Annotated in this window: 6 protein-coding genes; all 6 read left to right on the top strand. The window is 46.3% G+C overall.

Going from position 1 to position 22886, the window contains the following annotated elements; genetic code table 11:
* Nucleotides 1-55 precede the first annotated feature (55 nt).
* Nucleotides 56-2371 carry a hypothetical protein gene (locus JUB15_RS19925; protein ID WP_207514395.1) on the top strand — a complete coding sequence of 772 codons (2316 nt, stop codon included), beginning with the start codon at nucleotides 56-58 and terminating at the stop codon, nucleotides 2369-2371.
* 3 nt (nucleotides 2372-2374) lie between these two features.
* A complete protein-coding gene (locus JUB15_RS19920; RefSeq protein WP_207514394.1) occupies nucleotides 2375-3622 on the top strand; it encodes an MSCRAMM family protein in 1248 nt (415 codons plus the stop codon).
* Between the two features lie 177 nt (nucleotides 3623-3799).
* Nucleotides 3800-4867: a C1 family peptidase gene (locus tag JUB15_RS19915; RefSeq protein WP_207514393.1), complete on the top strand. Its 1068-nt coding sequence runs from the start codon at nucleotides 3800-3802 to the stop codon at nucleotides 4865-4867.
* A 42-nt stretch (nucleotides 4868-4909) separates the two neighbouring features.
* On the top strand, nucleotides 4910-5365 hold the full coding sequence (locus JUB15_RS19910) for a protease inhibitor I42 family protein (RefSeq protein WP_207514392.1): 456 nt from the start codon (nucleotides 4910-4912) through the stop codon (nucleotides 5363-5365).
* Between the two features lie 407 nt (nucleotides 5366-5772).
* Nucleotides 5773-13341 (top strand): SpvB/TcaC N-terminal domain-containing protein, encoded by a 7569-nt coding sequence (locus tag JUB15_RS19905; protein ID WP_207514391.1) that lies wholly within the window; start codon nucleotides 5773-5775, stop codon nucleotides 13339-13341.
* A gap of 29 nt (nucleotides 13342-13370) precedes the next feature.
* Complete coding sequence (locus JUB15_RS19900) at nucleotides 13371-22829, top strand: Tc toxin subunit A-related protein (protein WP_207514390.1); 9459 nt, start codon at nucleotides 13371-13373, stop codon at nucleotides 22827-22829.
* The last annotated feature ends 57 nt before the right edge of the window (nucleotides 22830-22886 follow it).

Here is a 22886-nt window from a genome sequence, read left to right as displayed (position 1 = left end):
GAATAGTATGGATTATTTGGGTGCTGGCAAAAAACCGTCATTTAAATTGGACGCCTTGGATACAATGCATGGCAATATAAAAAAAGCTTTCGTAGAAGCTATCAAAGAAGATTTAGTGCTTGCAAATAATATACTTAATGATACTGCTATTCGTGAGACTGACTTTTATAAAACGATATGGGGCGATAGTGCTTTTACACGGCTAAAAGAAGACATAAATTCACTAATAGCCAGCCTGTCGGCTACACCCTTTAAACAAACACTTACTGCTTCCAGCGATCTGTACATTTTAGATAGCTTGCTTGCTTTCTATCTGGATGAAAATAAATGGAAGTTTTACAAAACTGTAGATAAGGAAGAAGGAAAGTATTATAGTATCACATTAAAAATTATTGACCTTGCCAATGATTTTCTGATCAACTATTACAATCGCATATATGTTACGCCTGAAAATGCAGCCTACAGAAAATTAAACGTAGAAAATTATCAGGAAATTATCCGGCAGGCAAATGAGCTTCAGAAAATAGTTCATGAAATGCCCGCAACACCCAAAGACTCGTTCACTATTGCCACCCTTAACAAAGCTTATCGGTTACATGAAAGCATCAGCCAATTCTTACAAGGCAATCTTTTAAGCAAGTTGCTGAAAGCACCGTGGACCAGAAGCTGGATTTGGAAAACCGGCGGCTATATTCGTTTTAACCCGCTGCCTTTCACTATCGAAGAATCTATAAATGAGCCGTCGAAGACCGATTCAGCTAAACTCAGATATTATAACCGGTATGTAGAAGCTACTCTCGAAAAAAGAATTGCCACCGATTCCGTTATGAATATAACTACATTTAAAGAGGAGCTTGCCCAATATGGAAAAGGTAAAGAACTTTTTACCGACCTTTCCAAACAAAAAAAGGCGCTTAATGACAATGAGGCGGCACGGAAAAGAATATTACAGGTAAGCCGGGTTGTCAATAATGTGAAGGTGCCGCTAGCGGTACCGAATGCTTATTATATTCTATATTCTTCACCCAATGAGGAAGATAAAGATATCCGGCGGTTACAGGCTTTTTCCATAGATGACAAACTTGTTTTTCCCGTACATAATCTTCCAAAAGGACATCGTTCGGTACTGATCAAAAAAAAGGCAGACTTGATCAAAGACCAGTCTGATGTTCAAATCGCCATTGATGAGCATATAGACCAGATCGCCCAAATTGCACTTGCACTTCAACCCGCTTTAGGCTTTGCAATAAAGCAAATTACTGCTTTGAACGGGCCGTTTAACCTGAAGGGACCAAGTACACTTACGGCTATACGGCCCAGCGTAGTTGCAGATATCAGTGATAATCGGGCAGAATTTCTACACGAGGGGAAAATCAGGTTTGAAGATATTAAGAGCAGTGATGACTTTTGGACGGTGGCCAGCGGAGCCGCAAAAAATGTTATAATGAGTCAATTGAACCCATTAAATTCCGCCTACTCTTTTATGAAGCTGCCAGAATTACAAAGTATTGAGTTTGATTCAGGCTTGTTTATGAGCGTTAAGGCCGATTACAGTAAGGCTATTGAAAGTCTCTTCATACCTAAAAAATTTTCTAAAAAACAGGTGCAGAAAATGATCGAGGAAGTGACGGAAAAATATTTCAAACAGTTTCTGGAAAAAAATATTGCCCCTGTCGTATTTAATGTAATAAATAAAGATAACAGCTATATCGAGATCGTCAAAAAAGTCGTGAAAGGATCAACGGTGCCGCCAGGCTTGTTAAAGGCAGAATCGGATAATGAGCCGGTCTACCACTCAGAAATTCACTATGCCGATGTAGAAGATTCAACAAAAAAATATGAGTACGATCTGGTAAACATAAAAGACAAAGACAGCCTGGTATTTGGACGAATCAGCTATTCTACCAGCAAAAGAAGAAGAATTCAGTTTAGCTCGGGACTTGTATACACCATAACGCCCGTAATAAGAAACAACGTGACCGAAGAAAACGGACAGATTACCGTAGATTCAAAGGAACAGCGATACGGCTTGTATGTAGCCCTGCATTTTTATCCCTTCAATGGAGGGTTGTTTGTGCAGGATAAAGAATTTGTTGCTAATAGAAAGTATGGCGTAGCAAACCGCATCAATTTTATGCTGGGCGTTTCTTTCCCGGATCCATTGGAAAATATATTATTTGGGCTTGGGTACGATTTCGGGCCTGGCATTAAATTAAATACCGGCCTGCATTTTTACCGGTACGATAAATTTGAAGTGTTTAACAATGCGATCACCAATAAGTCATCTATTTATAGAATAGCAGTGCCTTTCGTTTCGTTAGGAATAGACCCCGCAAGTTTGGTAAAAGCCTTAAATATTTTCAACAAATAATTTATGAGGTACTTTCTTTTTTTTGTCTGCATATCATTTATTTTTTCCTGTCATAAGTCAAAGAACGATTTTAGTGGAAATGGTACACTTCGTGGACGCCTTAGTTACCTGAACATATTCAATGGTGAAACTTTACCCAAACCGTTAGCCGGAAAAATTGTGAAGCTGGCCTATGCGCCTTCCGATACTTTGAACTTTCTTTACAAAACTGTTACAGATAGTGCCGGTTACTTTAGCTTTATCCGTGTAGATGAAGAAAAAGAATATGACATCTTCTTTCAGGACAGCATAAATGGCATGCCATATGCAGCTTTTGTAACGCGTACCCCAACCAACGATACGATTACGTTACTTGCTACCAACAACCTATCGATACAGAATGGAATATATGTACAGGTAGTAGATAACAACCGTCAGAAACTGGGTCCCGTAGGTATTTGCCTGTTCAATAACCAAACGCTTGCACTGGCAGACACATGTAATGGAAGTATTTTAAAGATCAATACCGATATTAATGGGCGTGGTGTTTATTATAATTTGGCAGCCGGGCCTTATTTTTTAAGAGCGAGAAAGCAAATCGGCAACCTTGTCTTCAGCGGCATGGTAAATACAGAAGTAGCAGTTACCGGTGTAAAATCAATAGAACTTATCCTGTCACCGGAGCCTGTTAATGGGTTTGAAATAAATATAACTGATGAAAATAACAGAATCATTAACCAGGCTAGTGCCTGTGTATTTAATAGCCGGCCATTGTTCCAGCTTGATAGCTGCATAGGAAAAATGGAAACACTCATGCCTGATTCTCTGGGTCGTTTCAAGTTACATAATATCCCTGCCGGTAAATATTATTTCAAGGCATACGCCAGATTTGGTGAAATACAATTCAGCGGAACTGACAGCATTGAAGTAAGTGCTACGGGCATTGCTAAAGGTAATCTCAAACTTTTCCGCATTAATACCGGACCCATGAATGGATTTGAACTGAAGGTGGTGGACATATTTAACAATCCGGTTCATCATACAAATGTTTGTGTATATAACAGCCGGGCTCTTTATTTGCTTGATAGCTGTATTGGCAGTATCAAAACATTACCAACAGATATTGATGGCAAGGCACATTGGTATGATATAACTCCAGGCAAATATTATTTTAAGGCGTATACAACATTCGAAAATATAAGTCTGTCAGGTACAGACAGCGTAATCGTTCATCCTGCAGGCATAAGCACCCGTTCAATTATTGTTAAATGAGATTTCAGAACGTAATATACACAAGGTTTTAGCTGAAGAATTTTAAGGATGCTTATGGTTATTTAGATTCGCCTGCGTTCAGGTGAATTTGGGTGTTTTCACGGTTGTATTAAATACGACTATTATATAATTTGCTTTGGGGATCAGCACGATTAATCATTTTTAAATTCTTTCAAAATGAAAGCATTGATTTGTAAAAGGCTTGTTTTTATATCAGCCATTATCGCTTTGTTATCTTGCCAATTTGAAGCATTTTCCCAATTCGCTCAAATGGACATAGCAAAGGAAAATAATAAGTTTTATGAAAAGCGAGAATCAATTGCTCCTGCATCTGTCCAGATCAAATTAAAAGCATTGCGGGATGTTATTGCCGAAAATAGCTTGACATTTACCGTAGGCTATACTTCTGTTTCAAATCGCGATATAGCCACTATTACTGGCGAGCGTGAATTGAGTAAAGAAGAAAATGAAAGATACAAATCGGAACTTAAACGCAAAGAGTTGTCGCGCCCTGAAAAGTCAAAAGCTTATATTAAAGTTGGTGGAATAACGCTTTCGCCTAATGCTAGAAAATTAGATCTACGAAAGTATGATTTAGTTACTCCAATAAAGGATCAAAATCCTGCGGGTAGTTGTTGGGCGTTTGGTTCAATGGCGGCTTATGAGAGCAATTATGATGTTATCAATTCACTTGACATAAATACTTCAGAGCAAGACGTCATCAATTGCTCGGGGGCAGGAAGTGCTAGCCGCGGCGGTTTAGCATTTGAAGTATTTAATTGGATGGTTTCTAGAAGCAGGAATGTGGATGATGAAGCAAACACCCCTTATCAAGCTATTGATGCTCCTTGTAACCGTGATTTGCCTGCTACCAATTATTTTGCAATTGACTGGGACTTTGTTGATCCTGGCAAGGATCCAGGAGCTATACCCACCGTAAAACAGATTAAAGAGGCTTTGTGTAAATATGGTGTAATATCTGCATCTGTGTATGTTAGTGAAAGTTTTCAATATTATACAGGGGGAATATTTAAAGAGAAAGAGAGATACTCGGGAACAAATCATGCAATTGCAATTATCGGTTGGGACGACGACAAAAATGCTTGGTTGTTAAAAAACTCTTGGGGAGTTGACTGGGGAGAATCGTGTGGCTTTGGTCCAGAAAAAGGATATATGTGGATTCACTATGAAACTAATAATATTGGCAGAAGGGCCGCGTGGATTGAGTCGAAAAAAGTTCTCTAAATAAAATTGTCTTATTATGATCTTCATATTATTATACGGGTAATGCTATATCTTTATGCTCTTTTACTTCTTATGGATTACTTAATAAACAGCATAATTGCATTTAGCTTGGTATGTCTAAATGTGCAGTGTAATAGTCCTATTACTAAAGGTAATGTCCAGGAAAAGTTTCAGCGTATTATAGTCGAAAATTGTAAGGATAGTGTCTTTTTAAAGATAGGCGATACTCTAGATATAAAATTAAGAACATTGCTGGGAAGAGGATATTCCTGGCAGTTAAATAATGCTAATATTGATTCGGGTAATCGGGTGGTAAAATTGTTGTCAAAGAAAACTGAGTCAAATCCCAATGATAAAGATGATAGTGAACAGATAACAATTTTCACTTTTGTTATGTTAGATAAATCAGCTCATTCTCTTCATTTTGTTTACAAAAGACCTTGGGAAAAACAATCAGTTTCACAACAAAGCTGCGTCATGTTTATAAATATTAAATAAGCATCTTTGCCGTGCGGCCGAGGGGTTCCGTCTTATTTTTTGGGAGAGACCCGTTACTAATTTATGCTCTTTATTGTTTTCTATATCCAACAGCTTCTCTCTAAAAGGTTACTCCCGGTCTTTAAATACGCTACAGCGAACATCCAATGCCGGCAACCGGCATCCTTCTCTTTTCAGGTTATACAGCTAACGACTTTGTTGCCGCAACATGATGCTAAATCGATCTGCCTTTCCATAAATACCCTCTTTGTGGCATTGTCCGGAATGTAAAAACGTTCTACTTTTAACATGACTCCTGATACTACTGGCATTCTCTATACCCTATTTCCCGGATTTCCAACTAGCAGCACCACCGACATATCCACGGGTTGTGATATGGTTCGTTTTTAAATCATAAACGCACACTTATGAGTGATACCCCTTTGTATAAAGACAAACAGAGCGGGGCCAACCATGCCTGGTCAACGCCTTCTGCACAGCAATCAAACGATAATACGGCCAAAGACAAAAATGATTCTTTTGCACAGGCCCCGCAAATAACATTGCCCAAAGGCGGCGGCGCCATCAAAGGCATTGATGAAAAATTTCAGGTCAATGCCGTGAATGGTACAGCCGGCGTTTCAATACCATTACCGGTTTCAGAGGCCAGAGGGCTTGCGCCATCGCTGCAAATCAATTACAACTCGGGTGGCGGCAACGGACTCTTTGGTATGGGCTGGCAGCTGGGCATGGGCTCTGTAAAACGAAAAACGGAAAGAGAGCTGCCGCAATACCTCGATGACATTGAATCTGATACCTTCCTGTGGTCAGATTCAGATGACCTCGTGCCCGAATATAAAAAAGATAATGCCGGCCATTTTATTACAGATAGTAATGGTGACTATGTGCCGAATGTATATGATCATACGCTTGGCGGAGTAACCTACCGGGTCAAACGATATCGTCCGCGTATTGAGGGTGCATTTGCAAGAATAGAAAAGTGGGCCGATACAAGCACCGGGTATACGCACTGGCGGGTCATTTCATCGGGCAATGTTACAACCTTATATGGTAAAACAGCTGCTGCACGAATAGCCGATCCGCTGAACGATCAACGAATATTTGAATGGTTGCCCGAATTCACCTACGATGATAAAGGCAAGTGCATCTTATATGAGTACAAGCCCGAAGATGCAGCCGGCCTCGATCCGGTTAAACTGCACAACGCCAACCGCACCAATGGAAATGCGGCTTTCACCAATACCTATCTCAAACGTGTATGGTATGGTAACGCCGCTCCTTATAACAGCCAGGGCGCCGTTTTTCCGGCCACTGGCGAATTCTTTTTTGAAACTGTTTTTGATTATGGGGAGCACGATCCCGGAAACATTCCGTTTAATGAAACAGGCGCGTGGCTGTTCCGGTCTGATGCTTTTTCACAATACCGTGCGGGGTTTGAAGTACGCACCTGCCGGCTTTGCCAACGGGTACTGTTGTATCATCATTTCGATCAATTACCGGGCGGTTCAGCCCTGATCAGGGCCCTGAGCCTGCATTACGATAATAATGGCCAGGATGGCTTCAGCTTTTTAAAGCAGGCTGTTATGACCGGTTATACCAAACACGACAACAACGTTTATACGCAGCAGTCAACCCCGCCGCACACATTCGAATACCAGGCCCATAGCTGGAATTCCAATGTAAATACCATTACACCGGATGAGGCAGGCGGTTTGCCAGCCGGTTTTGACGATTCGAAATATCTTTTTATTGACCTGTACAACGAAGGCGTGACCGGTATGCTCACCGAACAGGCCAATACTTGGTTCTATAAGAATAACCTGGGTGAAGGGCGGTTTGCGCCCGCCGTGCCTGTGCTGGCTAAACCTTCTTTCAGCGGTTTGGCAGCATCGTTACAGGTAATGGAGCTGGAAGCGAATGGCACGAAACAGGTAGTGAACTGGCAGGGCGGGATGAAAGGTTTTTTTGAGTTGCAGGATAATGAGGAATGGCAGCCATTCACGGCTTTTGAGTCGATACCCAATATTAATCTGAACGATGCCAATACGCGGTTGATTGACCTGAATGGCGATGGCCTGGCCGATGTGCTGATCACCGAAGATGAAGTGCTGACCTGGTATCCATCGAAGGGGAAAAAAGGATATGAGCCCTCAAAGCGCGTAACAAGATCAAACGACGAAGAAAAAGGGCCGGCATTGGTCTTTGCAGATATCGAACAAACCGTTTTCCTGGCCGATATGAGCGGGGACGGCTTGCAGGATATAGTTCGCATTCGCAACGGCAGCGTTTGTTACTGGCCAAACCTCGGGTATGGCCGTTTTGGCGCCAAAGTGAATATGGACCATGCGCCTTTGTTTGATGTGGATGATCAGTTCGCCCCTTCGCGTATTCAATTGGCCGATATCGATGGGTCAGGTACTACCGATATCATTTATTTAAGCGCCAACCAGTGTGCCATCTGGCTGAACCATCAGGGCAATGCTTTCGGGAAAGCACCTGTCGTCATTGACGGTTTCCCGGACAATAATCAATTCAACAAGGTGAACGTGCTCGATCTGCTGGGCACCGGTCTCAGTTGTATCGTATGGAGTAGCCCGCTACCGGCTAACAGCGCGTTGCCATTGAAATACATCGATCTCATGAGCAGTAAGAAACCCCATATCCTTATTGGCTACAAAAACAATATGGGAAAGGAGATCGAATTGGAGTACCAGCCATCTACGAAATATTATTTAGCAGATAAACAGGCGGGCAGGCCATGGGTAACCAAGTTACATTTCCCGGTTCATTGCATCTCAAAGGTGATCGTGTACGACCGCATCATGAAAACGCGTTTTGCCAGTGAGTATGTTTATCATCATGGTTACTACGATCATTATGAAAAAGAATTCCGGGGATTTGGCAGGGTAGACCAGCAGGACTCGGAGGATATAACGCATTTTATACTTCAGGGTGGTTCCAATACCACCATAGAGCAGGATCTTCATCAACCGCCGGTTCTTACCAAAACCTGGTTTCATACAGGCGCTTTTGTCGATGGTGAAACCATCCTAAATCAATATGCCCATGAATATTATCAAAATACGGCCGTACCTGAAAAATTATTACCGGAACCAGAACTGCCCTCATCATTTACTGTAGCAGAATGTATTGAAGCCTTGCGTGCCTGCAAAGGAAAACTGCTGCGCAAAGAAATATATGCCCTCGACGGCTCTGTTGATGCAGACAAACCTTACACCGCCGAACAACATAATTGCGGCATACGGTTGTTGCAACCTGCCGGGAATAATAAATATGCCGTTTTTTTAACGCATGCCCGGGAGAGTATCACCTACCACTACGAGCGCAATCCGGCCGACCCGCGGGTTATGCATGCCCTGGTATTTGAAACCGATTATTTTGGCAATGTGCTGCAAAGCGCCACAGTAGTGTATCCCAGGAAAACAGATCCGCTCCCCGCCGCAGAACAGGTTCAGCTGCACATCACTTATACAAAGAACAGGTTTACCAATGCCGTTCCCGAAATTTTAGAGCAGCGCACGCCGGCGCTGCACGACACCAGCACCTTTGAAGTAACCGGGGTGACCACCCCGGCTTCTTATTTTGAACTGGAAGACCTGTACTCCGATTGCCTGAATGCAGGTGTTATAGATTACGAAGTTACACCTGACGGCAGCCTGCAAAAACGGCTGATAGAATTGGTAAGAACACAATACCGGGGTAATGATGGGGTTACCGCGTTGCCTTTCGGCGTACTTGAATCAAAAGGATTGGTGCACCAGGCGTCAAAAGCGGCATTTAACAATACACTGCTGAGTAATATTTTTAGTGCGAAGATCACATTGCCCGCGCTTACCACTTTGTTAACCGATCCGGTCAGGGGTGGTTATGTGTTTGCGGATAATTATTTCTGGATCACCTCCGGCACTACCAATTACGACACCGCCCATTTTTATTTACCTACCCGGTTCACGGATCAGTTCGGGAATAATACCCTTTTACAATACGATGCACATTTTTTATTTCCGCAGCAGCTTACGGATGCATTGAATAATGTTACGCGTGTAGAGCAATTCAATTACCGGGTGTTGCGGCCTGCTGTAGTAAAAGATGCGAATGACAATTTATCGGCTGTACGCTTTGATGAATCAGGAAGGGTGGTTAGTTCATTTGTTATCGGCAAACCAGGTATCGATGCCGGTGATGAATTCGATACGACAAAAACAGAGCTGTTGGGCGCCAATGACTTCCCCGGGGTAATAATGCAATACAATGTATCGTCGTGGTATGATCAAACGCAATTGTCGGGTTTTGATATCAACAATTACAAACCGCAACCTAACTATGTTAGAACGCGCACCAGAGAAACGCATTACCATGCGCATCTGCTGCATCAAACAAAATGGCATGAATCATACGAATATTCCAGCGGTTCAGGCAACGTGGTGCTCACCAAAGCACAGGCAGAGCCGGGTGCAGCCTTGCAGGTGAATGCAGATGGCACCGTTACCCCCATCCCGGACACTTTTCCTAACCTGCGCTGGATCGGCAATGGCAGAACCATTGTAAACAATAAAGGAAATGCCGTAAAACAATACGAACCCTATTTCAGCACCGCACCTTCTTATGACGATGAAAAAGAAATGGTGCAATTAGGCGTAACGCCTGTAATGCATTATGATCCCATCAACAGGGTAGTGCGAACCGACCTGCCCAATAAGACCTTTACCAGGGTTGAGTTCACTGCCTGGCAGCAAACTAATTTCGATCCCAACGACACGGTGCGCAACAGCGAATGGTATATAAGCCTGGGCAGTCCCAACCCGCTCGATCCGGAGCCTGCTAATCCAGCAGTGCGTGCTGCCTGGCTGGCTGCCAAACACCATAATACACCGGCTATCCAACACCTCGATAGCCTGGGCAGGGTATTCTTAAAAATAACCACCGATGGTACGGTAAATATTGAAAATAAGAATGTACTGGATATAGAAGGAAATATCATCCGCGTCACAGACGGATTGAACCGGCCGGTTATCCAACACCGGTACGGCATGCTCGGCAACAGCCTGCAGCAAACATCCATAGATGCCGGCAGCCGCTGGACTATCAACGATGCAGCCGGCAAACAATTGCTGAGCTATAACGACCGTGGCTGTGCGTTTACCACCAGCTACGACGCGCTGCAGCGGCCGGTTGCCCTGTATGTGGAGGAAAGCGACACTTCTACCTTGTTCAGTAAAAGTGAATACGGCGAAGATCTGCCTGCAGCAACGGCGAAAGCGAACAACCTGCGGCAAAAAGTTCATATACAGTATGATCAGTCAGGCGTTACTAATAATCTGCAGTTCGACTTCAAAGGTAACCTGCTGCGCAGCAGCCAGCAGATGGCGCGCGACTATGTGAATACCATAAACTGGACGGTCGTAAGCAGCGTTGACCTGGAACCGGAAGTGTTTGAAAGCAGCAACGAGTTCGATGCATTGAACAGGGTCATCCGGTCGGTAAACCCCCATGTAGCCGCTTCACCTCAAACAACCTTCATACCTTCTTACAATGAAGCCGGCTTACTGGAGAAAGTGGATGTGACCATTCGCGGCGCTGCCACTGCTACTCCTTTTATCACGAACGTGCATTACAATGCAAAAGGCCAGCGCGAAGAAATATTTTATGGCAACGGAACCAAAACAACTTACACCTACGAAAAAGAAACATTCCGCCTGGTACGGCTGCTTACTACCCGCAACAGCGGCGCCACTGTTTTGCAGGACCTGCATTATACGTTCGACGCGGTGGGAAATATTACGGAGCTGCGCGATGCTGCACAGGCAGATGTATCGTTCGATGGTGAATTGGTGAAGGCGTTGAACAAATATGAATATGATGCCGTGTATCGCTTGAAAAAGGCAAGCGGCAGAAAACATGCCGGACAAACCGATACCAGCCATAGCGGTGCAGGCACAACACCCAATTACCGGGATCATCCGTTCATCCGGTCCGGCACTATCAATCCCAACGATGCACAGGCATTCAGGAATTATATTGAGCAGTTCGGCTATGACCAGGCAGATAACATGTTATGGCAGCAACACACGGCAAAGGACAGCAGCTGGACCCGTACTTTCGAATATGACAATGGCAATAATCTGAATAATCACCTTACCGCAACAACCCTTGGTGGCGATACCTTTAATTATACCTATGACGCCCATGGGAATATGGCTGGCCTGGAAACGCTGAGCGGCGAAACCTGGAATTTTCTGGACCAGTTCAAAGCAGCCGGTCTTGGCGGCGGCGGATCTGCTCATTATGTATACAATGCAGGAGGCCAGCGCGTACGTAAAGTGATCGAACGGCTCGATGGGAGCAGGAAAGAGCGTCTTTACCTCGGGGCTGTGGAGATCTACCGGGAATACAACGGTGCAAATGCGATCGTGCTTGAACGTGAAACGGTACATGTACTGGATGATCAAAAAAGAATAGCGATGATCGATACGCCGGTGGTAAAACCCAATGGCAGCAACGAAACGCAATTGATACGCTATCAATACGACTATCATCTTGGGTCGGCTTCCATTGAGCTGGATGACCTGGCGCAATTGATCTCTTATGAAGAATATTTTCCTTTTGGTGCTACTTCGTACACCAGCGTCGATGCCACGAGAGAAGTAGCGGCAAAAAGATACCGTTATACAGGTAAAGAAAGGGATGAAGAGTCGGGACTGAACTACCACGGCGCCAGGTATTATGCCTTGTGGTTGTGCCGGTGGACCACTGCCGACCCGGCGGGGATGGTTGACGGACCAAACTTATATCGCTATTGCCGGAACAATCCCATCAAGCTCAACGACCCCAACGGCATGGATCCACCGAAGGATCCGCCGGTTGAAGTAACGCCGCTGATAACCGATGTAGGGCCAACCGGCGTAAGTGGAAGTTTTCAGTTCCATAATCTTTTTTCTTCTGACAGAAGCGTATCGGGACGTGGGATCTTAGGCGTGCAGGGGCGGTCGTCGTTTTTGCTGGACGTGCCACCGTTAAACATACATACCTCTGGATTGCTCGATGTAAATGCTACAGCCGCTGTAGACACATCTTTAGGCCGCGCCGGTGTATTTGCAACCGGTGGATTGGTACTGGGTACGCCGGGCGATGGGTTTAGTTTAGTAGCAAGCGGCGAAGGGCGCCTGCGGTTTCCGGTTCCTTCCGAAATACCTTTGAGCAACTTCCAGGGAACATTATTGTCTGGTTTACCGCAGGCACAGGGCGATTTCAGAATGCATGGCGATGTGCGGGCAGGCGGTTTCACGTTAGGCGAATTTACAGGCCGCGGTACATTGGATGCCGGACGTTTTACCAGCCGGTTAGATGCTACCACCTTTTTTAACTTAGGCAGATTGCGCCTGGATGCTGCCGGCTCTATTGGCGCCAATGGTCAGCTTAGGTTAGATTCGGCTAACGCTGAGCTTGAGGCCGGCGTTCCCGGTTTAGGGGTTGAAGCCCGCGCCAGCGGCACCGGTAACCCTGATGGAAGTTTATCAGTAACGGCAAGCGCCGATGTGCGGTTGCTTACCTATCATCCGCTGCATATCCAGGGTTCAGGCACCGTATCATCTTCAGGCGCCAGCTTTGCAGGTACTTTCTCCGGTCCCGGACCTTTATATACCTCGTATATCACCGGCGGCTTTAACTTAAGCACGTCACAGGGTAATACCGCACACGCGGGTGTGTTCGGACTTACCTATACGCCATCGGTTAGTTTAACACCACCTGCCATACCCGGTATGCCAGCTGTACGCCCAACAGGTCCCGGCGGTGAAATTACCCCATGGAACCCAGGCGGCTTAACCATAGGTGCATCCTTGTTCCAATACAATCACGGCGCATTTAATTACATCTCCGGAGGATTTATGCCGGATCTGGGTAGTAATATGTTCACCAATCCCCGGTTCGGGATCACCGGTCAGATATCATTTTAATTAACATGAAATCATTTAAATAAAAAATTATGAGCCTTCTGTCTATCACCGGTAAGATCATACGCCGGTCAAACCAACAGCCAATTGCCAAACTTTATGTAGAAGCCTGGGACAAAAACCCCGAACGTAAAGAGTCGCTGGTAAGCACAGTAACCGGTGCCGATGGCTCCTTCGTACTGCTGTTCGATGAACAATACACGGCAGAACTGTACAACGACCGTTATCCCGATATCTACTTCAGGATATACGCCGGCAGTACGCTTCTTGCCAGTACCGACACCAGCCAGGTGGTTAACCTGCGCGGCAATAATAGCGATGTCGTAATTGCCATCGATTACAATGCACCCGCTGCTCCCAAAGAGGTTACCTATATAGTGAGTGGCCGCATTCTGCAGAAAGATTTTCGCCCTGCAGGCGAACATGAAGTGGAAATAGCTGATAAAGGGATTCTGAACGATAATGTGATCGCCCGCGTTCGTACAGACAGCAATGGCCGCTTTGAAGCCCAGTTCTCTAACGAGATCGTTGATAAAAGCGGCAAGGATTCACCCGACCTGTTCGTGCGGATCTATAATGGCAGGGGCCTTGTGCATAGCTCTGCTGTTGTATATAATGCCGCTACGTTTACCGAATTCAATGTAGTGATCGGTGACGAAAGTTTTCCAAAGGAATCGGAATTTGAAATACACCAGAAAAGAATGGCGCGGCTGTTACGCGAAGTACCGGTAGCCGAGATCAGGCAGGCAGATACCAACAATCCTTACAAACTGCTGGCGGAAAAAACCGGAAGCCGTGAACAGCAGGTGAAATGGCTCATCAATGCGCAGCAGGTAGCGCAGGTTGCCCAAATGCCACCGGCCTTCTGTTATGCCCTGATGCGGGCGCAACTCATACCAGAATATGTAACCGGCGTGGCCACGCTGGCAGGTAAAGATCCGCAGGACCTGATCTCGCTGTTGCAGGCGCTTCAAAAGAACGAAAACATCGGCGAGCCGTTTATCAAGTTAACGCAGGAACCCGAAGCCATGCTGCATGCACTCACCGTATTACCGGAGGATGCCGTGCCCAATGCGTTTGACTATGCCATTAAAAACCAGCTTGTCCCGGCGCACATGGCTGCCGATCGCGAAGAACTGCTGAAAAGATGGAAGGAGATCGTTGATCAGCGCCGCAGGAACAGGAAAGACGATTTCAGGCGGTTACTCGACAGCACCAGTTTGAATGACGAACGTAAAAAAGCAGCGGAAGCGCTGTTTGAAGTACATGGCAATGACATCCGTCGCTTGTCTTCCTCGCTCGATAAAGGATCGTTTGGCGAAGGCTCAACCAAAGAGCTGCAGGCCGTGATTGCGATCAACCAGGTGGTGAATGATGCGTCTACGGCGGCTACAGTGAAAGAGAAACTGAATATCACCCGGCCCGAAGACCTGCCCCGGTTAGCGATGCTTTCAGAAAAAGACTGGAAATCGTTCAATGGCAGTCCTTCCTCTAACCTCACCACAGAAAAGATCAGGCAGATACAGGATGTGCTGGAGAAGCAGTTTCCAACAGCTGCCTTTGCCGGTAAATTAAAAGCAGATGATAAAAGTCCTGTTGTTGAAAAAGAACCGGTATTGAATTTCTTTGACACCTGGCCGAACCTGGAATTGCATAAGACGAATATCGAAACCTTCTTTAAAGATAATAAAGAGGCCATCAACAGCAGGTTCAACAACAAGGCGGCCCTGAAAGCAGACCTGAAAAAATTACAACGGGTATTTAAACTGGCGCCTGATTACGAAACGTCAAAAGCACTGCTGGAAGAAAATATCACCTCGTCACAATCGGTATATAAACTGGGTAAAAAACAATTCACCCAGAAAGTAGCCGCAAAAATTACGAAAGACAAAGCGAAAGAGATCTATAAAAAAGCCGAACGGTCGTACGCGGCCTCGCTGGCCATCATTGGTGAGTTGAAATCGTTGCAAACGGGTTCGGAACTGGCTGTGCTGCCAAATATCTACGAAGCATACGAAGCCCTGGAGATGAAAGAAATGCCCGACCTGAAAACATTGTTCTTTTCAACCGATAGTTTTGAGTGCAAGGATTGTAAAAATATCTACAGTCCCGCCGCCTATCTTACCGACCTTATCAAATACCTCGATAAGCGCGGTTCTACCACGCCGTTACAGTCGGCCAAAAAGGTTTTGTTCAAACGCAGGCCCGATATTGGTGAAATAGACCTTAATTGCGAGAACAGCAATACCGCCATACCCTATATAGACCTGGTAAACGAAGTGCTGGAAGATACGCTGTTAAAAACTCCCATTATTGTTGCTTCTTCAATAGAAGCGCAGCTGACCGAAGGCGTTATAAGCCCAGCTGTAGTTGCCGAACTTACTGCTAAAAACCTGGAAGTAGATGCAAAAGCGGCCGTTACCCAGGGCAACGCCACTACCTGGTTCATTCGCGACAGCCTGCATACCTATAAAATTGAAAAGAAGGCCGGCCAGCTGGAGCTTACCCTGGTAAAACAAACGCATGGTACAGTGGCCGAAAGAAATGCCATCCCCGAGTACATCAATTATACGGTGTACGATACCATACTCAAAACACAAAAATATCCGCATACGCTGCCCTTTGATCTGAGCTGGGAAGAAAGCCGGAGTTATCTCGATAAATTAGGGATTAACAAAGCGCAATGGATGGAGATTTTTCAAAACAAGACCGTGCCGGCGCCCGCCAATATCCAGGTAGCAGGTGAATTCTTGGGCATCTCGCCAACAGAGCGCACATTGATCACTACGGCAGATGCGGCCGGCCAGGCAACCTACTGGAACGGACTGGCCGGTATTGATGTGGTGGCCGTGTTCCTTGAGAAGTCAGGCCTTGAATACACAGAACTGCTCACCCTACTGGAGCAGCGTTTCATTAATCCCACCTTCGACTCCAAAGTCGTACACAACGATGCTACCGCCAACCTGAGCAATAAGAACATTTCAAACCTCGATAATAACAAACTCGACCGCATCCATCGCTTCCTCCGTTTGTGGAGAAAAACCGGCTGGCAGATGTGGGAACTGGACCTGGTATTGATGAATGCCAAAATCGGTAACACACTGTTGAACGAAGCCTTCCTCATCAGCCTGCAGCATTTCATGAAGCTGAAAACGGCCATGAACAAACCGGTACAGGACCTGGTAGCCTGGTATGGTGATCTCACTATTACCGGCAAGAAACCCCAGTACAATGCCTTGTTCCAGAATAAGGTTATACTGAACCCGTTGCCCGATGCTTTCAAAGTAGCGCTGGTAACAGAGAACCCATTTCCCAATCCTGCTCCGGCTGCACCGGATGGCAGCATAAGAACGATCACGGCACAATTGAAGTCGCTGGCCGCTGTTTTAAAACTGAAAGAGGAAGAAGCGATACAAATACAAACCAAGTCAGTGCCTGCAGATGTTTTGTCATTACCGAACATCAGCACCTTCTATCGCATAGCGTCGCTCACGCGCAAGCTACGGATAAGCACCGGCGAGTATTACCTGTTATTGGAGATCCTTAACACTGGCGCAGCCTTCGATGTATTTGCCGACCCCGCCACTACCAATCTGTTTATTGAGCTTGTTTCAATGATCCGCGCTTCAAAATTCAGTATTTACGAGCTGGCTTACCTGTTGCTGCATGTAGACCAGGGCCCGCGGCCGTTCATTCCGGCACCAGAGACCATTGCTGCCTTTATTACCAGGGGCAGGGAAGTGTTACAAAAACTAAAAGATGAACTACACAGCCTCAGCGGTCTGCCCGATGAAAAGGCAAAAGCACTGATCGGAAAGATCGCTTCTATCGATGAAGCAGCCGCCAATGATACCATCCAGATCTTCAATGGAACCTATACCGGCAGCCTGGCCGACCGGGATACCTTTTTAGATACGGTATACCTGCCCATGATCAATACGGCAACCCTTAAAACTGCCCTGAATACCCGGGATGCAGCACCCGCAACGGATAGAGACCAGCGTACCCTTGAGGCGTATGAACTGTTTGTTGAACAGTTGCTGCGGTTCCTCGCTACCGACCTGTCGAAGCAGGCTGTGTACCAGTTGCATGAAGATCAGTTCAAGCTGGCTGCCGATATCAATCAGCTGATGCTCGATGCGGCACACCTGCAGGGGGTAACCGAACCGTTACTTTCCTACTGGTTCGATGAAGACCTGCTGGCAAAAGACAGTAATGATAATTATATCAAAACCATCGATGCCACTAATTTCCCCGAATTGTTCCAGAGTTACCAGCTGCTGAAGAAGATCGCTTTGCTGCAGACCAAGCTGCCATTCAATGCAGATCTGCTGCGACTGCTCATCACCCATGCCGGTGATTTCGGGGTGCTGCGTTTTGATGAATTGCCATTGGCGCCTGGTGTGCTGAACAGTCATTTTGATAACTGGAAAAATTATGTGCAGTTGAATCAGTTTGCCATTGCCTACCCGGATTCGGAATCGGGCACCCTGGCAGCCGCATTACAAAAACTGCTGCCCGTAGCAGACACGGAAGCCAATTTCCTGCAGGCTTTGGCCAACCTTACGTTATGGGATCTTAACGAACTTACTGAGCTGAAGACGCGCATCGGACTTGCTTATCCTGCCGATTACCTGAAGACAGGTACTTATGTGCGTCTCGACAGCTGTATGAATGTATTGATCACACCGGGTATACAGGCGGCGCAAATCCCGCTCGTTATCAATCCGGCCCCTGTTGCCGCCGATGCCATCAACGTGAAACAGCTGGTGAAATCGAAATACGAGAACGAGCAATGGCTGAATACATCAGCCAATATCCAGGGAGTGATCCGCGAAAGAAAACGCGATGCGCTGGTCACCTATTTCACCCACCACACTATTAACGGGAATACGTTTGCCGATGCCGAGGCGCTCTTCAGCTATTATTTACTCGATACGGAGATGGGCTCAAAAGAAGTGACCACCCGCATACTACAGGCTAATTTGTCGATACAAATATTTGTACAACGGTGCCTGATGAACCTCGAAGCTGAAATTATAGCGGATGCAGCAGAAGATGATGGCTGGGAACAGTGGGAGTGGATGAAATACTACCAGGTATGGGCGGCCAACCGGAAAGTATTTATCACGCCGGAAAACTGGATAGAGCCGGAACTGCGGCTCGACAAGTCGTCCTTCTTCCAGGAACTGGAGAATGACCTGATGCAGAATGAGGTTAACAAGCAGAATGTGGAGAATGCGTATTTGTCGTATCTGGAAAAGCTGGATAATGTTGCAAGGCTGGATGTAAGCGGATTTTATTACGAAGAAGAGGCGTATACGCTGCACGTATTTGCACGCACCTACGACGATCCGCATATTTATTACTATCGGAAATGGGTCGAAGACCGCTACTGGACGCCCTGGGAAAAAGTTGACCTTGAGATCAATGCTACACATGTAGTACCAGTGGTGATCAACCGCCGCTTATACTTATATTGGCCAGAATTCAGGGAGAAAACGATCGAGGTAGCGAATACCACCATGCCAGCCCTGCCAGGCAATACCAGTTCAACGGTACCGCTCGATCTGCCGCGCAAATACTGGGAAATTCACCTGTCGGTTTCGGAACTGCGGAATAATAAATGGACGCCCAAGAAGATCTCGAAAACCGCTATTGCCAGTCCTGATAAGATCTGGGGATCACAATACCTGTACACGGAATATGCAAAAGAGAACTTCTCCTTTGTTCCGCTCGACCTGATGGACATGGCCGGCAGATACCTGATCGGTTGTTACCTGAATACTTCGCCCGATGCAGCAGACTACTATTATACTGCACCCGTGGATTATTTTGATCTTGGAAGCTGTCATGGTACGCCTGAGGTACTGGATGATCCCGCTGTAAGGCTGCTCATCAGTAATCCCATCCTTCCCCAATTCGAAAGAAGTGAGCTCAAGTACCTGGAAAGCCAGGAAGCGAATCTCAAAACAAATGATGTGCTTGCATATCAGCAGGGCAACCTGTTCATTAATCACCTGCCCATTCTGCAAAAGACACCGGGTAAGTTCAGAACACCGCAGCCATCGCAGCTTTCTTTCTTTGACAAGCTGATACTGAAAATATTTTCACTGTACATGAATGCTGTGAACACCACACACGGCCGCTTCTCCTCCGACTTCAGGTGGCCATATCCCGTGGGTACTTTTCTGCCATTCTTCTACGAAGATAAAGGACGTACATTCTTCGTACCACAGGAGATCATCCTTACCAAACGCAAGCCCAATGGCGAAGGAGAACCATTAAAGGCTGAATTGTTCTATTCAGATCTGTTAAAGATCTTCCAGGAAATTTTACGTACCGGTAAATTGCCTGATATCTTAAAGCCCTTCTTTGAAGACGGCCAATGGCCTGCCATTGAGTACAAGTTAAAATTCAATAATTTCTATCATCCCTATGTTTGCTTTCTGATAAAGCAGTTGTACATGAAAGGGATCGATGGCATACTGAAACGCGAAGTGCAATTACTGGATAAATCGAAATTCCCTGAGTTGCCGTCCTTTGACTTCGCCACAACCTATTCACCAACTGCTTTGGTAAATCCGGACGATACCAGGGTAGTGCCCAACCCGCTGGACCCAGACACACTTACCAACCCTGGTTATCCTAAAGAAACAATGGATTTCAATGCCTGGGGTAGTTATGGCCAATACAACTGGGAACTGTTTTACCACGCGCCCATGATGATCGCGCAAAAGCTGAGCAACAACCAGCAGTTCGAGGAGGCTATGCAGTGGTATCATTATATCTTCAATCCTACAGATGCATCATCCTATTCTTCACCACAGCGGTTCTGGAATACCAAACCATTCTTTGTGCGGTCGAACCAGGATTATATCAACCAGCGCATTGACCAGATCCTGAACATGATCAATGGCGGCGATGCCGACCTGATCAAGGATGTGGACGACTGGCGCAGGAATCCCTTCCAGCCGCACCGCATTGCCCAGTTCAGAACGGTGGCCTACCAGAAGAACACTGTCATGAAATACCTGGATAACCTGATCGCGTGGGGCGACAATTTGTTCAGAACAGATACGCGTGAGAACATTACGGCTGCCTCGCAGTTGTATATGCTGGCTGCGGTCATATTGGGACCGAAACCAAAAACGATCCCCGCTTTCTTCGAAGCGCCGGTCATGAACTATAATCAGCTGGAGTCGAAGCTGGATGCCTTCTCCAATGCATTGGTAGAAGTGGAGAATTTTATTCCTTACTTCACCGACGATGTGCAGGAGTTCAATAACGGCGGCGGACCGTTGCCCGATATAGATGTATTCTATTTCTGTTTGCCTTCCAACGAAAAGCTGTCGGGTTATCGCAATACCATCGCCGACCGCCTGTTCAAGATCAGGCACTCGATGAACATAGACGGTATAGAAAGATCACTGGCCTTGTTCGACCCGCCGATCGATCCGGGACTGCTGGTGAAAGCCGTGGCGTCAGGCGTAAACCTGGGTGCAGCCATATCAGGATTGAATGCACCGTTGCCACATTATCGTTTTAATGTCTGTTTACAAAAAGCCAACGAGTTCTGCAACGAAGTGAAATCACTCGGCGGCGCGTTATTGAGTGCACTTGAAAAACGGGATGCCGAGGAAATGGCGCTGTTACGCTCTGCACAGGAGATCCGGATGCAGGAAGCTGTAAAATCCGTTCGCCAAACGCAGGTGACAGAGGCGGTTGCCAACATCGAGCAGCTGAACAAAACAAAGGCGATCACCCAGGAGAAGCTGGATTACTACTCTTCCCTGGAATACATGAACCCGGCAGAAATAGTAGCATTTTCGCTGTCAACCGCCAGCACGGTACTGGATGCAGCGATAGCAGCAGGTTATATCCTGGCAGGCGGCTTAAAAGCCATCCCGCAATTTGTGGCCGGCGCCTCGGGCTTTGGAGGTTCGCCCCACGTGACCGTAGACGTTGGCGGTGTACAGTTTGGCGAGGTAGCAGAGCTCGCAACGCAGACCATGTCGGCCATTGCCGCGGCATTGGATAAAGGCGCAAACCTGGCTTCCACACAGGGTTCTTATCAAAGACGCCAGGAAGACTGGGATTTCCAGGTGCGGTCGGCCAGCAAAGAGCTCGCGCAAATAGATCAGCAGATCACGGTGGCGCAGATACGGCGTGATATTGCACAAAAAGAGCTGGATAACCAGCAGTTGCAGATCGATCAGTCAAAAGAGATGAACCAGTACATGCGCAGCAAGTTCAGCAATCAGCAATTGTACGAATGGATGATCACACAGATCTCGGGCATATATTTCCAAAGCTATCAACTGGCATTTGACATGTCGAAACGCGCAGAAAGATGTTATCGTTATGAGCTCGGTATTCCCGATTCCGCATTTATCCAGTCTACTTACTGGGATAGTTTGAAGAAAGGGCTGCTGGCCGGTGAAAAGCTCGCGCTTGATCTGAAACGGCTCGACGCTTCCTACTATGACAAAAATAAACGTGAGTTTGAGATAACAAAGAATGTTTCACTGAACCAGATCGATCCCTTGGCATTATTGAAGCTGAAGCAAAATGGCGTTTGTTTCATTACCCTGCCCGAAGAGATCTTTGATATCGATTACCCGGGTCATTATTTCCGCCGGATCAAGTCGGTAGCAGTAAGTATTCCTTGTATTGTTGGCCCCTATAACAATGTGAACTGCACGCTTACATTGCTTAAGAGCCGCACCAGGGTAAATGCAGACGCTTCCGGCAACTATCTGCCAACCGATCCGGTAGAAAGTGACAGCCGTTTTACGTTCAATTATTCTTCTATTCAGCAAATTGTCACCAGCACTGCTCAGAATGATAGTGGTTTATTTGATACAAACCTGCACGATGAACGTTATCTGCCTTTTGAAGGACATGGCGCCATCAGCGAATGGAAACTGGAACTGAATAAAGACTTCATGAATTTCGATTTCAACAGCATCAGTGATGTGGTCATGCATGTACGTTACACTGCGCGGCAGGGTGGGGCAGTACTCGGCACAAAAGCCAAAACGGAGTTGAACAGTCATTTCGATGACATCATTAAAACGCAGGAGAACGGAACCGGATTTTTCAAACTGATCAGCATGAAGGCCGATTTCTCCACCGAGTTCCACCAGTTGTTAAATGCGCCTGTGCAACAGGCTAATTTCAAGATCACCAGTAACCATGTGCCATATTGGTTAAGCGGTAAGAACCTGGAGATCGACGATCTGGTTCCGGTGACTGTGTTGTTGAAATTGAAAGCCGGTCAAACGGTGAACCTCAATGCGCTGAATATGCAGATCAACGGTGTTCCGGTTGATTTTACAACACCGGTGGTACTGGGTGAGCTCAAGCAGGGAATAACTGCGCAGACCGGAGCGTTCGTGCGCTCCTGGAATATGGAATCAACCAGCAATTCCCTGGATCCTGCAAAGATCGACGACGTGCTGCTGGTAATAAAATATAAGGTACTGTAAACCTTCAATACAGCGTTCTCAAGACCGCTTCAACAGCCTGGTATAACAGCCGGGCCT

This window comes from Longitalea luteola (assembly GCF_017356035.1).
GTDB lineage: Bacteria > Bacteroidota > Bacteroidia > Chitinophagales > Chitinophagaceae > Niastella > Niastella luteola.
The sequence above is the reverse complement of the archived record's forward strand: the minus strand, read 5'-3'. Positions and strand labels throughout refer to the sequence as shown.

Excerpts from the sequence above, each read along its gene's own strand:
- JUB15_RS19910 (WP_207514392.1), top strand. The coding sequence starts at position 4,910 with ATGCTATATCTTTATGCTCTTTTACTTCTTATGGATTACTTAATAAAC.
- JUB15_RS19915 (WP_207514393.1), top strand. The coding sequence starts at position 3,800 with ATGAAAGCATTGATTTGTAAAAGGCTTGTTTTTATATCAGCCATTATC.
- JUB15_RS19920 (WP_207514394.1), top strand. The coding sequence starts at position 2,375 with ATGAGGTACTTTCTTTTTTTTGTCTGCATATCATTTATTTTTTCCTGT.
- JUB15_RS19905 (WP_207514391.1), top strand. The coding sequence starts at position 5,773 with ATGAGTGATACCCCTTTGTATAAAGACAAACAGAGCGGGGCCAACCAT.
- JUB15_RS19900 (WP_207514390.1), top strand. The coding sequence starts at position 13,371 with ATGAGCCTTCTGTCTATCACCGGTAAGATCATACGCCGGTCAAACCAA.